Raw genomic sequence first — 15350 nt, forward strand, 5'->3', positions numbered from 1 at the left:
AAACAGTCATCTTCCCTGAAATGCAGCATAGGCAACTTGTGTCGGCCTGCAATTGAAACCGGCGCGGCATATTGACGTCACGGTTGTATGTGGATGTCCGATGCCCTCCCGATTTGGACATTAAAAAGGCGTCACGATGGACGCCTTTCTCTGAGCTTAGAATGCTGTGTTCAGGCAGCTATAGCTGATCAACCTGCCATGGCTTTGGACAGGTTCTCGTCGATCTTGTCGAGGAACTGAGTGGTGGTGAGCCAGCCTTGTTCGGGGCCGACTAGCAGCGCCAGATCCTTGGTCATGAAGCCGCTTTGCACCGTGTCGATGCAGACTTTCTCAAGGGTCTCGGCAAAATCCTTCAACGCGGTGTTGCCGTCCAATTTGGCCCGGTGAGCAAGGCCCCGTGTCCAGGCAAAGATTGACGCGATGGAGTTGGTCGACGTGCTTTCGCCCTTCTCGTGCTGACGGAAATGCCGGGTCACCGTGCCATGGGCCGCTTCCGCTTCCACAGTCTTGCCGTCCGGGCTCATCAGGACCGATGTCATAAGGCCGAGGGAGCCAAAACCCTGTGCCACGATGTCGGACTGAACGTCGCCGTCGTAGTTCTTGCAGGCCCAGACGTAGCCGCCGGACCACTTGAGGGCACTGGCGACCATGTCGTCGATCAGGCGGTGCTCGTACCAGATCTTCTTCTCGGCGTAGGCGTCCTTGAACTCGGCTTCGAAGATTTCCTCGAACAGATCCTTGAAGCGGCCGTCATAGGCTTTCAGGATGGTGTTCTTGGTCGACAGGTAACATGGCACGCCGCGCTGCAGGGCGTAGTTCAGGGAGGCTCTGGCAAAGTCGCGGATGCTGTCATCCAGATTGTACATGGCCATGGCGACACCGGCGCTGGGGGCGTCGAACACATCCCGCTCAATGGTCTCGCCGTCCTCGCCGACGAACTTGATTGTCAGCTTGCCCTTGCCCGGAAAACGGAAATCGGTGGCGCGATATTGATCGCCGTAAGCATGGCGGCCAACGATGATGGGCTGGGTCCAGCCGGGCACGAGACGCGGCACATTGTCCATTATGATCGGCTCGCGGAAGATCACACCGCCCAGGATGTTGCGGATCGTTCCATTGGGCGAGCGGTACATGCGCTTGAGACCGAATTCCTCGACACGGGCCTCATCGGGGGTGATCGTCGCACATTTGACACCAACACCGTGTTTCTTGATTGCCTCGGCAGCATCCACGGTGATCTGATCATCCGTCTCGTCGCGCTTCTGGATTGACAGGTCATAATAGTCCAGGTCGATATCCAGATACGGATGGATCAGCTTGTCCTTGATGAACTGCCAGATGATCCGGGTCATCTCGTCGCCGTCGAGTTCAACGACCGGGTTATCTACCTTGATCTTCGCCATGGGAGCGGGCCTTCATCTGGGTCTTGGGAGTATTGTGTGCCGATGTATACGATTACTGTGTGCGGTGCAATGGGGATGAGGCAGGTTAGCAGAAAGGGTGTGGGATGGGGATAGGGTTGAATGTAAATACGAGATAGATTGTTCGGCGTGAGCCTCGTGTTTGTGGCAGTGCGTTGCCCCTTGCTCCGTCATCACCGGACATGATCCGGTGATCCACGCCGCGACCCTTTCAAGTCGCAGAGGCTGTCTTTAAGAAGCTGAAACGGCATAGATGCCTGGCATGGTCATGGCATGACGCTGAGTGTGTGGCGAGAGTGACGCACCACCTTCAACGGTCATCCCCGACTTGATCGGGGATCCAATCCGCGCCGCCGCATTATAGGGCGCTGGGAATGCGCTTTACCTTGTCGCATCCTCGATGCTTTTACTTCAAGGCTTCGGAAGCCAATGGGGCCCCGATCCAGTCGGGGATGACGCCTGAGGGCATGAAGGTGCCTCTTGATCCGTATGTCAGCCCGAGCACTCGGTTGCCACGACGAGAGGTGCGGCATTGCTCCGATTTTCGCGCCCGTCAGGCTCGGGCTGTCAGAAGGCCTGCACCGATCAGAACGCTGCCGCTTATGCGGTTCATCTGGCGGACCCTGCCGGGGCGGGCAAGCCGTGTTCTGAGTTGGCTGGCGGCGAGGGACCAAAGTGCCACATTGACGCCCACCATGGCCAAAAACGTGAGTTCCAGGATGGCAATCTGGGGCAGGAAAGCGTGCGATGAGCTGATGAACTGCGGCACGAAGGCGACGAAGAAGACGATGTCCTTGGGGTTGAAGGCGGTGACGACAAAGCAGTTCCAAAAAATGCTGCGATTGGATTGCGCAGCGCTCTTGGTGTCAAGGGCTTCAAGATTTGGGGTTTTGCGCCAGAGGCCAATGCCCAGCCAGATGAGATAGGCAGCGCCTGCCAGTTTGAGGGCTGTGAAGAGGGTTGCCGAGGCGGCCAATATGGCACCGGCCCCCAGAAGCGAGGCGGTCATGGCAACGCAATCTCCAAGGACCACGCCCGGAACCGTCGCCCAGACGCTTTGCCTTCCGGCGGAGATCGCATGACCGATCACCACGGTGATCGTCGGACCGGGAAGAGCAAGCAGCGCGGCGCTTGCGGCAATAAATGTAAGCCAAAGCTCGATGGACATCCGCTTCCTCCAAATGGGTTTACATGCTATTCAATTCATAGCATTTTATAAAGAGGGTTGCTATGAAAAAAATAGCATACGTCAAATCCGCTGACTTTCCCCATCCAGGCACGCCTGTTCGCGGGTCGCGCAGTGGTGCACCGATCATGGCGTTGTTTGACCTTCTGGGGAGGCGCTGGGCCATGGGCGTACTTTGGACCTTGCGGGAAAATGAGCCATCGACCTTTCGGCAACTGCAGGAGAGATGTGAGACGATTTCGCCTGCCGTGTTGAACAAGCGGCTTGGGGAACTGCGGGCCGCGCAATTCGTCACGCGCGGCGAGGGTGGGTACATCACGACCGCGCTGGGCCGTGAGCTTTATGACCAGCTGGTGCCGCTCGGGCTTTGGTCAAAGGATTGGGCAAAGGCATTGGACGAGATGTCGGAGATGCCATGAGACTGGCGGCAATTATCTGCCAGAGCCGATATACCTGCCAAAGCAATGTCTTAAACGTTGTCTAAAAAGTCGGGCAGACCTGCAACGCTTTCGAGGATGATGTCAGCGAGCGGGGAAAGATCACCCTCTGTGCCGGTGCCGGAGAGGACGCCAATCTTGAGGCCAGCACTGGCAGCTTGTGCCATGATCAGGTCATGTGTGTTGTCGCCGATCATGGCGATTGCGGAGACGGGCAGATCTATAGCTGCCGCAAAGCCTGTCATCATGCCAGGTTCCGGCTTGGGGCCATGACCGCTGTCATATCCGACAATGAATTCAAAATGGCCAGACAGGCCTGTTGCCTGCAAGAAAGCATGAATGCTCGCTTCACTGTCACTGCTGGCAACGCCAAGCTTGAAGCCTGCTTTTGACAAGGCGTGCAGGGCCCCAGGGATGCCAGGCAGGGGCACAGCACTGCGCATGCCCTCGATGCATAACTTATCGATTTCAGACGCCAGCTGGGCTTGATCAAATTTTGCCCCTGCAGATATCCAGGCCTCAGCAATTTCTTGCGAATTTCCTGCAGCGAAAAGAGAGCCTGCAGAGGTCGACTTGCTGAGCGGATCCATCCCGGCTATCCGCAACAGTTTATCGGTAAACTGCGGATTCCCGTCGCTTGCCATCTGGGCTAAAGCTTCGTTGATCCCGGCCCAGCTGGCGTCGAAATCAAGCAGGGTTCCGTCCTTGTCGAACAGGATAGCTTTGATGGAAGTGGTGTTGGTCATGACATGTCGCTTTGCTGGGTCCGTGCAGCCATTGATCAAACTGTGCTGATTCGGCTAACTAGCCTATGTTGCAGGGACGGGATCGGTGTTTCTGTCGCGACCGTCAATTGAAACGTTCTATTGTGATGCAGAACACTTGTATTACAGTCATAGGGTTGCGATATCGCGCTCATGACCAATCCGATGAGTTTTTCAGGTAAAATGATGCGTACTGTCGTCTTTCCGTTCGTTGCCTTGCTGGCCCTGCTGAGCAGCATTGTTGCTCATGCGCAGCAAACTGCCGATACGGGACCCGCTGGTCCACAGCGTCCTCTGGTGTTTGTGCCAGGCTTGTTGGGCTCCCAACTTTGCCGCACTGGGCCGGATGGCGAGAAAACGGTGGTCTGGGGCACTGTCGGTGCGATTGGGGTGTTTCCATCGCTGGCCTTGACTGAAGGAGCGGACGACGTTGAGCCTTGCGGGCTGATCCGGGAGGTCAGTTTCCTTGGTCTTTACACACAGGATGTCTATGGTCCGTTCATCGAACGCCTCGAACAGGCGGGATACCGGGAAGGCGAAACACTCTTCATCTTCGATTATGACTGGCGGCTGAGCGTTTTTGAGAATGCAAAACGCCTCGGTGACTTTGTTGAAGCTTCGGGTGTCGGTGATGGTGAATTTGATATTATCGCGCATAGTCTGGGTGGCTTAATCTCACGGACTTATGCCCATAATGATGCGAATGCAAAGAACATCAAGCAGCTGATCAGCGCCGGAACGCCATGGCGCGGTTCTGTGAAGGCGCTTGATTTGGCCGAACATGGTTGGGGCACGGCCAATCTGTTCATGGGAGGGCTGGAGGGCTTTCGCCGCACGATCCTCACCTTTCCCTCGATGTTTGAGCTGATGCCCGATTATGAAGGCTGTTGCGGCGAGACACCGTCGTTGGTGAGCAGACTTCTCGCCAATCGGGCGGAGGCATGGATTGCACTCAATTGGGAAGGTGTGAATGCGGAGACCTTGCCTGATTTGGCTGATGTGAGCGATCGCCAGAAAGAACTGCGGCGTATCGTAGACGAGCCTTTGCCTGCCGATATCCAGAGTGTCCTCGTCATCGGTCTGGATCAACGCACGCCGCAGCAATTTTTACTGGAGTTCATTGACGGTCGTGGACATTTCGACATCCAGACAAGTTGGCAGGGCGATGGAACCGTGCTGCGGGACAGCGCAGTGCTCGAAAAACGTGTGACCTACCCGACGAGCTTTTCAACCCATGACGAAATTCTGAGCGATACTTCGGTTCAGGACTTCCTGATTGCGGCATTGGCCAATGGCGCGAAATCGGCGATTGAAACGGTACCAGTGCGTCAGCGGACCTCGATTTTGACCTCCATCGGTGACATGGTTGAACTTGTCGGCGTTGCTGTTGTCATCGACCAGCCGGTCTATCAGACTGGCCGGACTGCAACTGCGATCGTCCATCTGCGACTGGCTAATCAGGTGCCTGCAGATCGGAATGTGCTTCAAATGACTGTTGCGCTGCCCGGTGAAGGTCCGAAACCTGTGACACTTGTGTCTGACCCGCAAGCCTCCGATCCCTCCAATCCGTTTGAGCAATCGTTCTCTGCCAGTTTTGCCACCGGACAGCAGGCGGGCGAGGTTGCCGTGACTGTGACCATCGACAACGGTGTCGGTGAACCGCGCATCGCGACGACTGTGGTGCCGGTATTGGCGCAGTAGAAAGGCGTTACGGGCGGACGCTGACTTGATAAACACCCAGTCGTCATCACGGTTGTGGTTGTGGTTGTGATGCCAGACTGTGGTCCAGGAAGTTAAGCAGCAGGCTATGATGGTTGTTTTCACCGTCGCTGCCGGGCAGATGGCCTTCGCCTTGATAGTAATGGGCCTCAACTGGAAGGCTGGCATCCTTGCGCCGGGTTTCCAGGCGGCGGGTCATTTCGGGTGACCAGGTGCGGTCATCCAGACCAGCGGCCAGGAACAATGGTCCGGGATAGGCCTCCACTGGGATGGGGGATGTCGGCAGAAGTCCGTTGCTGGTTCCGTTCCACAGCCATGCCCGCCGTGCGGCATCCCATGCCTGCCAACCCGGGTCTCCCGGGTCGCGATAGCTGCGTGCATCGAACGCGCCGCAGACGGCATCTGGAGCCGCAAGGCACGCAACAGCATCGGGTAGAGGTGCCAAACCATGTCGGGCCATCATGGAGGCTACCAGGAGCGCATGTTCGGCGCCGCGGGAAACACCATAAATGGCAATACGTCCGTCGCATGCGGAAAAATCGCGCAAGGAGGCCAGTGCATCGACAGTTCTCGTGAGTTCGACATCTTCAATCGATCCGGCATTCCACGCATTGCCGCCTTTGGAATAGCCATGTGGATAGGCCAGATAGCCTGAGGCGACGAGAATGGCTGCGGTTCGATGAGACCAGCCGGAAAAAGCGCCCTCGGAGCCATGCAGGATCAGAACTGCTGGAAACGGGCCATCACTTGGCGGGCCATAAGTGGTGCCGAAGTCGGGCAATAATCGGCGAATGACGGCGAGGGGCATGAGGTCATGTCCTTGATCAATACCGCTCTGCAACGGTTGAGCTATTCAGCTTGGCAAAACACGTCTGATCTTAAAGCCAAAGATATGGCGATCCAAAGAAAAAGGGCAGCTCAATGAGCCGCCCTCTTGCATTCAATCAATCAAATCGCCGTTAGCCGATGATGCTGTTCAGCGTGGCGCTTGGGCGCATCGCGGTGGTGACCTTATCTGCAGGAGCATGGTAGTAACCGCCGGTGTCGACCGGGCTGCCCTGAACGCCATTCAATTCGCCGACGATCTTGTCTTCATTGGCTGTCAGAGCCGCTGCCACAGGCGTGAAATGCGCCTTCAGGTCAGCGTCCTTGTCCTGTGCAGCCAAGCCCTGCGCCCAGTAAAGCGCGATGTAGAAATGGCTGCCACGGTTGTCCAGCCCGCCAACGCGGCGGCTTGGGGACTTGCCCTCATCGAGAAGCTTTTCAGTCGCCATATCCAGCGTTTCGGCCAGAATGGCAGCCTTGGCATTGTCTTTCACCTGGCTGAGATGTTCCAGAGATGCGCCCAGAGCGCAGAATTCACCGAGTGAATCCCAACGCAGGTAGTTCTGTTCCATCAGCTGTTGCACGTGCTTTGGAGCCGAGCCGCCAGCGCCGGTCTCAAACAGGCCGCCGCCGTTCATCAACGGAACGATGGACAGCATCTTGGCCGAAGTGCCAACTTCCAGGATCGGGTACAGATCAGTCAGGTAATCGCGCAGCACGTTGCCGGTGATTGAAATCGTGTCTTCGCCCTTGGCGATCCGTTCTGTTGTGTAGCGGGCCGCTTCTGTCGGGGTCATGACTTTCAGATCAAGGCCAGATGTATCGTGATCCGGCAGATAGGCATCGATCTTCTTGATCAGTTCAGCATCATGGGCGCGGTTCTTGTCGAGCCAGAAGATGCCCGGCATGCCGGACAGGCGGGCGCGGCTGACGCCAAGCTTGACCCAATCGCGGATCGGAGCGTCCTTGGTCATGCACGCGCGCCAGATGTCGCCACCTTCAACGGTGTGTTCCAGGAGCGTTTTGCCAGCTGCATCGACGATACGGATCGTGCCGTCTGCCGGGGCCTTGAACGTCTGCGGGTGGGAGCCGTATTCCTCAGCCTTTTGAGCCATCAGGCCGACGTTTGGCACCGTGCCCATCTTGGACGGGTCGAGAGCGCCATTTGCCTTGCAGAATTCGATAACCGCATCATAGATGCCAGCATAGGAGCTGTCCGGAATGACGCACTTGGTGTCGCCTTCCTTGCCGTCCGGGCCCCAGCCTTTGCCGCCTGCACGAATAAGCGCTGGCATGGAGGCATCTATGATGACATCGGAAGAGACATGCAGGTTTGTGATGCCCTTGTCCGAGTTGACCATGTACATGGCCGGGCCAGTGTCGAGAGCTGCCTTGATGTCTGCCTGAATTTCAGCAGCCTTTTCAGCTGGAAGCGCTGCGACTTTGGTTTCCAGATCGGCAATGCCGAGATCCGGATTAACGCCAGCTTCCGCAAGAGCCTCGCCGTGTTTGTCGAAGACGTCCTTCAGGAATACGGAAACAACATGTCCGAAGATGATCGGGTCGGAGACCTTCATCATGGTGGCTTTGAGGTGGACGGAGAACAAGACGCCTTTTGCTTTGGCGTCTGCGATTTCTGCAGCCAGGAATGTGCGCAGAGCCTTGACGCTCATATAGGTGGCGTCAAGAACGTCGCCTTGGGTCAGGGACAGGTTGTTTTTCAGGACTGTGGCCGTGCCATCCTTGCCGATGAATTCGATTTTGGCTGTGCCAGCAGAAGCCGCTGCAATCGTGGTCGAGATTTCGTTGGCAGCAAAGTCGTTCTGGCCCATGGTTGAAACATGGGTCTTGGAAGTCGTCAGCCAGGCACCCATCGAATGCGGGTTCTTCTTGGCATATTCCTTGACAGCCTTTGGTGCGCGGCGATCCGAATTGCCTTCGCGCAGCACCGGGTTTACGGCTGAACCCTTGATGCCGTCGTAGATGGCTTTGACGGCCTTGTCTTCATCTGTAGCCGGGCTGTCCGGATAGGACGGGATCTTGTAGCCCTGCTCCTGAAGTTCCTTGATCGCGGCGTTCAGCTGTGGCTGGGATGCGGAAATGTTTGGCAGCTTGATGACGTTGGCATCCGGCTGTTTCACCAGAGCGCCAAGCTCGGCCAGATCGTCCGACTGCTTCTGTGCATCGGTCAGATACTGTGGCAGGTTCGACAGGATACGGCCAGCCAGGGAAATGTCCTTGGTGCCGATTGAAATTCCGGCTTCCTTGGTAAAGGCACGGATGATCGGCAGGAAAGACGCGCTTGCCAGTTCAGGCGCTTCGTCAACCTTGGTGTAAATGATGTCGGCCATACTTTTAAGTTCCCTAAGGCTTGATCAATGAGCGGAAACTGAAACTTGAAACGCGGCGGTTTGAAACACGATGGTTTCGCGCGGATCAGGCATCACAAGTCTCCGGTATCGGATATTGCGGACGTGTATACGGTTGTACGCAATGAATTTCCAGCCCCTTAAAACGAGACGGGAAATTGATCTTCAACACAGTTCGGGCGGACCCTATCAAAGCTGCCGGGAAAGGCCAACTGACAGAACTTGCGAGAAAGGTGAGAAGGGAAGTGTGATATTGCAGTGGATTGAGCTTTTGGCACAGGCGGCTATGAGAACCGCCCGTGCATATGTTGCTTTGTCGTCTAGCTTGCATTGACTCGCGACAAGACCCGGATCCGGCTTTCGAATTCACCGCGATCAACGTAGCAGCCCCGTAAGTGGCGAAATCCGGTGGAGGGATCGAAGGCCGCGCGGCCATGCAGCGCCCGGCGATTGTCAAAAATCACCATTTCGCCGCCCTCCAGCCGTGTCGTCATCACGTAGGCCGGGGCGCGGGTCATGCCGAGTATGGTCTGATAGGCTCTGTAATAGGTCTGCATCTGATCCGCTGGCATGTCGAAAACAGAGGCAATATGGGCGTTGATCCTTAGTTCCGTAACAGCGCCTGAATGATCCAGCTGGATCACTGTGTGGTGGTTGCGGATGTCATAGCCATTGTCTTGAAAGCGAAACGGGATCGGCACCGTCGCCAGCAAGTTGAAGGCATCCGGGTCCTGTGCCTTCAGGTCCTGTGCAATTGCAAACCCGTCGCAGAAGGTTGATCCGCCGCCGTCTGCCTCATTTGCGAGGCAGTGCAGGAACTGAAAGCCAGGGGCGAGCTCCTGATTTGGCAGATCGGTGTGCAGGGGTAGGGCGTGGGATGTGTAGGCCAGATTGGTTGGGTCTGGTTTGGACATGACTTCAAATGTTTGGCCGAAGTTGGTCTCTCGCAGGAAGCCTATGCGGCGCGCAACGGTCATGCCGGCTTCTGCATCGTTTGCCATATCGGTCACAATCGACAGTCCGGTGCGCTTGGTCTCTCTTAGGAACGCAAGCAGGCGGCTGTCATTTGACAAGAGGTCTGCAGCGGTGGCGCTCGGCAGGTCAGTCTTGGACGTCGTGCCGCGCCAGATCTCAGGCATCACGTCTGCCGGATCATCAAAGGCGGTGCCGGGTGTGTGAGCCGAAAGCCAATCGGCGGAAAAGCGGCTGGTGTGATCTCCAGCCTTCCAGGTGACCGTCAGGTCGCCGTTGTCGAGGCTGACGTCACCGATCTCAATGTCGACGTCGACGCTGGTCAGGTCAAACTCGCGTTCAAGTGTTTGCGGGTGAAAACCGCTTGGGCAATTGTCGCGCAGGAAAATAGCAGGGAATGTTGCCGAGCGGCCATCTGGCCACGCGACGTCAATCGCACGGGCATCGCCGTGCAGATGTGCAGTGATCATGAGAAAATCCCGATTGTATGTGGAGCTGATGCCGGTTCAAACGGCCAGTGCGTCATACAAAACGGGGAGGCGGCCACCACCAGTGGGCCTTGGCGTGGGGCAGACCGTGATTTCGGCCAACGACGGCGGTCATGATGGAGGGTTCTCTTTCAAAAAGACCGGCGTGTTGCCAAAACAGCGTGTTCGCCTGATTGTCCATCATACACGAGTTTCAGTCCGCAGACAGGATCTTCTGCGGACTGAATTTTTTAAAACTGATCAGGCCTTCTTCATGGCACGGGCGGCCAGCGCAATTGCGATGTAGCTCCAGCCGTTGAACATGACCGAGATGCCAGCGATCAGGCCGAGGGCCCATGCGGCAGAAGATGGCAGCTCAAGCCAGATCATCACACCGGCGACAAGGGATATAGCACCAGCCAGTGCGATCCAGGTCCAGCCTGTGTGAGGCTTCATCTTGAAGGCGAGCAACAGCTGACTGATACCCTGTGCAATAAAGACAGCCGCAATAACGAGCGTGAGAGCGAATGTGCCTGCAAGTGGATTGGTGTAAATCACAATGCCGCCGATCAGGGCAATAATGCCGGTGATCAGGCTCCAGAAGAAGCTGCTGCCATTCTTGCCCTTGAAGGCTTGATAGATCTGGATGGCACCTCCAACGACAAGCACGGCTGCGATCAACAGGGTGACAGCGACCGACGTTGCATAGGGAGCTGCGATCAGGACCAGCCCGCCGAGCAGCAATGCGATCCCCAGGATCAGGAACCAAGCCCAATTGTCTTCGATTTTTTCGAGTACGGATTGGGCAGTTTGTTGTGCATCTGACATTTTTAGCCTCGGTAAAATGAATGTTGTTTCCCAGTGTATATGGCATTCGAACCGTTACCAAAGCATTCGTTGTGGGGCGATATAATTTACCGCAAGAGCTGAGCCCAAGAGCAAGGCCGTTAAAAGCACTTGTTTTTCCCGTTACTGGGAAATATTCTCAATTATGGGAAATTGTTGAGGGGAGTGGCGACATGTCATCGCTGGAGACGCAGCTTGCGGCAAGACTGACGGGACTTCGACAGGCCCGCGGGTGGTCGCTTGAGGAAATGGCGGAAAAGTCTGACGTCAGCCGGGCAAGCCTGTCTCGGATAGAGCGGGGCGAGACCAGTCCGACGGCTGTGGTTTTGGGTCGTCTGTGCAAGGCGTTCCAGCTTCCGATGGCGGTGCTGTTTGCGCAGGCCGAAGACCGGGGTGCTGATCATATTGTCTATGACGAGCAGGCGACGTGGACCGATCCCCAATCGGGGTTTCGCCGCCGCAGCTTGTCGCCAGCGCGGCCCGGATACAGAGGGTCCATGATCTCTGGAGAGCTTCCTGCCGGTGCGAGGGTCTCCTATGCGGATACACCCATTCCGGATCTGGAGCATCATCTCTGGCTGCAATCGGGGGAACTGGAGGTCACGCTGGGGGGCAGCGCGACAGGCGATGTGACGCACCGGCTGTCAGCAGGCGATAGCCTGCGCTTCAAGCTCAATGGCCCAAACAGCTATCACGCGCCAGGTCCTGACACGGCGCATTACATCCTGACAGTGGTGACACCATGATAAATTCTACTTTCACACCGGAATTACCGGTTGAACTTCTGACTGTGTCTGAGGCGCGGGCGGGTGTGAGCGAGCTTGGCGAGGTGCTACGGGCTTGCGTTGAAGATGGGGCGGGTGTCGGTTTTGTTCTGCCGTTTACGCAAGCCGCGGCAGAGGCGTTCTGGGCGTCCAGGCTGGATGGGATTGAACGCGGCGAGCGGCATCTTCTGGTGGTGCGGATGGAGGGGCGCATTGTTGGCACGGTGATGCTTGAACTTGCGCAACAGGACAATGGTCGCCACCGGGCGGAAGTTGCCAAATTGTTGATGCACCCGACCGCCCGGCGCAAAGGACTGGCGCGCAAGCTGCTGGGCGCGCTCGATGGGCTTGCTCTGTCGCTGAGCCGGACACTTTTGGTGCTGGACACAGTCACCGGCGATACTGCCGAAGGTCTCTATCCCCAGTGCGGCTACATCCGGGTCGGTGTAATTCCCGCTTATGCCACCTCGGCTCACGGCAGTCTTGATGCAACCACGGTGTTCTACAAGCAGCTTTAGGGGGGCGAATCCCACCTTTCTCCCTCACTTGTCTGGAATGACAGAATTCGATCTTTCCGCTCGACTAACTAAATACTCAGCGGTCATCCCCGACTTGATCGGGGATCCAATGCCCGTTTCAATTGGTTCGGACGTGGCGAGCAGTCTGTAGAGGTGAGGCACGCACTCTAGCCCACCTTTGTCCTGTGCCGAAAATTGGATTGGATCCCGCATCAAGTGCGGGATGACCGCTGATTGCGCTGAAAGTTTTTGGTGTTGGCTGATGTTTGCGAGACGCGCCTAGGCGGTTTCAACTTGCACTATGTGACCCTTGATGCTGCTGGAAGTTCGCTTCCTCTCAGAGGTCCTCCCCGACTTGATCGGGGATCCAATGCCCGTTTCAATTGGTTCGGACGGGGCGAGCAGTCTGTAGAGGTGAGGCAGGCACTCTAGCCCACCTTTGTCCTGTGCCGAAATTTGGATTGGATCCCGCATCAAGTGCGGGATGACCGTTGAGTGGGCTGAAATTTTTATGGTGTTGGTTGATGTTTGCGAGATACGCCGAGGCCGTTTCAACTTGCACTATGTGACCCTTGATAAGGCTGCAAGTTCGCTTCCTCTCAGCGGTCATCCCCGACTTGATCGGGGATCCAATGCCCGTTCCAATCGGTTTGGAAGTGGCGAGCAGGCCGCAAAGGTGAGGCACGCACCCTGGCCCACCTTTGTCCTGTGCCGAAATTTGGATTGGATCCCGCATCAAGTGCGGGATGACGGCTGAGTGCGCTGAAAGTTTTTGGTGTTGGCTGATGTTTGCGAGATACGCCAGCAGCCTTCACCGCCAGCACCGAATGATCCGTGATGCTGCTGGAAGGTCGCTTCCCCTCGACCGTCATTGCCGGACTTGATCCGGCATGGACGGGAAGATTGATTTTCCACGATGTTCATCACCACTTGCCGTTGCAATTGAGCCCGCCTCCGGCCACTCTGCGGATAGGCAAGAGGTGACAATGGCGAACGAAGAATTTGACCGGGAGGACCTGGAAGCGTGGCTGAAAAAACAGCCGCGTGAGGTATCTGTGGCGATTGCTGCACGGGCGGCTCTGCGTGTGTTGCCGTTGCTGTCTGGTGTTCTGGTTGAGGTTAAAAGCGCGCCTTCGGCCATAGTCTTACCGGTTTTCCGCGCTATGGCTCTGCCTTGGGCAGCTAGCAATGGACCGGTCCAAGGCAGAGTGCTGCTGAAGTCCGCCGCCACCGCCGCCACCGACGCCGCCGCCGCCACCAGAACCGCCGCCGCCACCAGAACTACCTTCGCCGTCTTCGCCGTCGACGCCGCCGCCACCGCCACCGCCGCCACCGCCGCCTTCGCCGCCGCCGCCGCCACCAGAACCGCCGCCGCCACCGCCTTCGCCGCCGACGCCGCCACTAGAACCGCCGCCGCCGCCACCAGAACCGCCGCCGCAATTGCCTCTGACCGGAGCCATATTGAGGGTGGGGGAAATGTCTTCAGTCTCGCCAAGCTGCCTCTTTGGCATGATGCGGGGCCCCCTGAAAAGATCGCGAACATGTGGCGTGATATGCGGCAGAGCCTTGAGGCGCTGGATCAGGACTGGGATGTCTGGACCGACTGGTACGATGACCGGCTTCAGGGCCGTCCGGCCAACCCGGATCTGGAAGTGGCAAGGGTGACCCTGCCGGAAGACCTTTGGCAGCAGGGGCCAGAGGTGGTCAATGCGCGGATACGGGAGCTGATTGCGGAATATGCGCCGCCAGCGGAGGCGATTGATCTAGACCAGCGTCCCGCTCCCTACGGTTTCAGTTGGAAAAACCACCGTATCGAAGCTGAGCCGATGCGCGAAGCGCCGTTGGATCTGACCATCGCGGAAGATATTCTCGATGAACTCCGGAAAAAGGCTGCCGCTACGCTCGCGGGACTGGCCGGGAACCATGCAGACCCAAGGACTGTTGCTTCGGTCTCTGCCTTTCTTGAATGTATCCAAAACGAGGCCTCTCAGATCCGAGAAGGTCGATTGCTAATGCGGTTTCGTGCTCTGGAGGCAGATGCCGCTGCTTTTGCAGACCCGGGTTCTGAACGAGAACAAAGCATTCGTTCAACTGTTTCTGACTTCGTGGTCAGTGCTGAGGATCTGATTAGCCTTTATCCGGGATTGCGCATCATGGAGGCGAACCGGCAGGCAATGCGGTTCAAGACTGATGAGAGCACGCATGGTGCTTTCCGTGAGGCTGTCGGAAAACTGACCGAAATTGCCTCTGCCTCGCCTGTTGTGGGGACGTCTGCAATTGAGGCACTTCAGGAAGGTGCGGCAGAACAGGATTCCCTAACGGTAATCATAGAGGCGTCCGGTAACGAGGTGGCACGTGCAGAGGCCATCGAAAAGCGGGCCATGATCGCCGGTTTGCAGGCGCTTGATGTTCGTAATTTTGTTTCATCTGCGGTGAAAAAATGTGGCGAGGAATTGGGGCCTGTTGCGGAAGATAGCTGGAAAGAGGTCAAGGCTGCCATTCCGAAAGGAATCGGTAAAGGCGTGGAGGGAGCTGTTTCTGGCTCCGTTAAAGTTGGTGTGGCTGCTCTCGTTGCCAGTATCGCCGGGCCTGTTATCGGAATTGGTGCTTTGATTGCCAGCTTTGCGCCGTTGGGCAAGCGAGCGGAAAAAGTGAAAGAGGTCGTTGATGAAGAAAAGGACACACGTGTCGGCGATGATGAACCGTTAGGTTTTTAAAGTATTCCTGCGTTCCAGACCTCAAAGACGACCGTCCTGCGCGCGCCATCGCAGTCATCCCCGACTGGATCGGGGATCCAATGCCCGTTTCAACTGGTTCGGACGGGGCAGAGTAGTCTGCAGAGGTGAGGTACGCACTCTAGCCCACCTTTGGCCTGTGCCGAAATTTGGATTGGATCCCGCATCAAGTGTGGGATGACCGCTGAGTTCGCTGAAATTTTTTGGTGTTGGCTGATGTTTGCGAGACGCGCCGAGGCAGTTTCAACTTGCACTATGTGACCCTTGATAAGGCTGGAAGGTCGCTTCCTCTCAGCGGTCATCCCCGACTTGATCGGGGATCCAATG

Annotated in this window: 14 protein-coding genes; 5 read left to right on the forward strand and 9 right to left on the reverse strand. The window is 56.9% G+C overall.

The window, feature by feature from the left end; genetic code table 11:
• Positions 1-188: 188 nt before the first annotated feature.
• Together V6575_RS15235 and V6575_RS15240 are read right to left on the reverse strand one after the other, a co-directional pair.
• Positions 189-1403 (reverse strand): NADP-dependent isocitrate dehydrogenase, encoded by a 1215-nt coding sequence (locus tag V6575_RS15235; RefSeq protein ID WP_340275539.1) that lies wholly within the window; start codon positions 1401-1403, stop codon positions 189-191.
• 571 nt (positions 1404-1974) lie between these two features.
• On the reverse strand, positions 1975-2589 hold the full coding sequence (locus V6575_RS15240; RefSeq protein ID WP_340275540.1) for a LysE family translocator: 615 nt from the start codon (positions 2587-2589) through the stop codon (positions 1975-1977).
• Between the two features lie 62 nt (positions 2590-2651).
• On the opposite strand from V6575_RS15240, the gene V6575_RS15245 reads away from it, so the two are divergent.
• Complete coding sequence (locus V6575_RS15245) at positions 2652-3026, forward strand: winged helix-turn-helix transcriptional regulator (RefSeq protein ID WP_340275541.1); 375 nt, start codon at positions 2652-2654, stop codon at positions 3024-3026.
• A 50-nt stretch (positions 3027-3076) separates the two neighbouring features.
• On the opposite strand, the gene V6575_RS15250 is transcribed toward V6575_RS15245, so the two are convergent.
• Positions 3077-3790 carry an HAD family hydrolase gene (locus V6575_RS15250; protein WP_340275542.1) on the reverse strand — a complete coding sequence of 238 codons (714 nt, stop codon included), beginning with the start codon at positions 3788-3790 and terminating at the stop codon, positions 3077-3079.
• Positions 3791-3961: 171 nt separating this feature from the next.
• Between V6575_RS15250 and V6575_RS15255 the strand changes: the two genes are divergently transcribed.
• The gene (locus V6575_RS15255) at positions 3962-5509 is read left to right on the forward strand and encodes an esterase/lipase family protein (RefSeq protein ID WP_340275544.1); all 1548 of its coding nucleotides are present in this window, start codon (positions 3962-3964) and stop codon (positions 5507-5509) included.
• Positions 5510-5555: 46 nt separating this feature from the next.
• Here the strand turns inward: V6575_RS15255 and V6575_RS15260 are convergent, their stop codons facing one another.
• The 4 genes from V6575_RS15260 to V6575_RS15275 form a co-directional block, all read right to left on the reverse strand.
• A complete protein-coding gene (locus V6575_RS15260; RefSeq protein WP_340275545.1) occupies positions 5556-6335 on the reverse strand; it encodes an alpha/beta hydrolase family protein in 780 nt (259 codons plus the stop codon).
• Between the two features lie 151 nt (positions 6336-6486).
• On the reverse strand, positions 6487-8703 hold the full coding sequence (locus V6575_RS15265) for an NADP-dependent isocitrate dehydrogenase (protein ID WP_340275546.1): 2217 nt from the start codon (positions 8701-8703) through the stop codon (positions 6487-6489).
• A gap of 338 nt (positions 8704-9041) precedes the next feature.
• Positions 9042-10163, reverse strand: a complete 1122-nt coding sequence (locus V6575_RS15270; protein ID WP_340275548.1) for a TauD/TfdA family dioxygenase — start codon at positions 10161-10163, stop codon at positions 9042-9044.
• Positions 10164-10421: 258 nt separating this feature from the next.
• Entirely contained in the window at positions 10422-10988 is a 567-nt protein-coding gene (locus V6575_RS15275) for an HdeD family acid-resistance protein (RefSeq protein WP_340275550.1), read from the reverse strand.
• A 191-nt stretch (positions 10989-11179) separates the two neighbouring features.
• On the opposite strand from V6575_RS15275, the gene V6575_RS15280 reads away from it, so the two are divergent.
• Both V6575_RS15280 and V6575_RS15285 read left to right on the forward strand, forming a co-directional pair.
• Positions 11180-11752, forward strand: coding sequence for a helix-turn-helix domain-containing protein (locus V6575_RS15280; protein WP_340275551.1), 573 nt, complete (start codon positions 11180-11182; stop codon positions 11750-11752).
• Complete coding sequence (locus V6575_RS15285; RefSeq protein ID WP_340275553.1) at positions 11749-12288, forward strand: GNAT family N-acetyltransferase; 540 nt, start codon at positions 11749-11751, stop codon at positions 12286-12288. The genes V6575_RS15280 and V6575_RS15285 overlap by 4 nt, the downstream gene beginning before the upstream one ends.
• Positions 12289-13023: 735 nt before the next feature.
• Here the strand turns inward: V6575_RS15285 and V6575_RS15290 are convergent.
• Together V6575_RS15290 and V6575_RS15295 are read right to left on the reverse strand one after the other, a co-directional pair.
• Positions 13024-13212 carry a hypothetical protein gene (locus V6575_RS15290; protein ID WP_340275554.1) on the reverse strand — a complete coding sequence of 63 codons (189 nt, stop codon included), beginning with the start codon at positions 13210-13212 and terminating at the stop codon, positions 13024-13026.
• A 221-nt stretch (positions 13213-13433) separates the two neighbouring features.
• Positions 13434-13799 carry a hypothetical protein gene (locus tag V6575_RS15295; RefSeq protein WP_340275555.1) on the reverse strand — a complete coding sequence of 122 codons (366 nt, stop codon included), beginning with the start codon at positions 13797-13799 and terminating at the stop codon, positions 13434-13436.
• A 30-nt stretch (positions 13800-13829) separates the two neighbouring features.
• Between V6575_RS15295 and V6575_RS15300 the strand changes: the two genes are divergently transcribed.
• Complete coding sequence (locus V6575_RS15300; RefSeq protein WP_340275556.1) at positions 13830-15005, forward strand: hypothetical protein; 1176 nt, start codon at positions 13830-13832, stop codon at positions 15003-15005.
• Positions 15006-15350 lie beyond the last annotated feature (345 nt).

This window comes from Roseibium algae (assembly GCF_037783265.1).
Classification (GTDB): Bacteria; Pseudomonadota; Alphaproteobacteria; order Rhizobiales; family Stappiaceae; genus Roseibium; species Roseibium algae.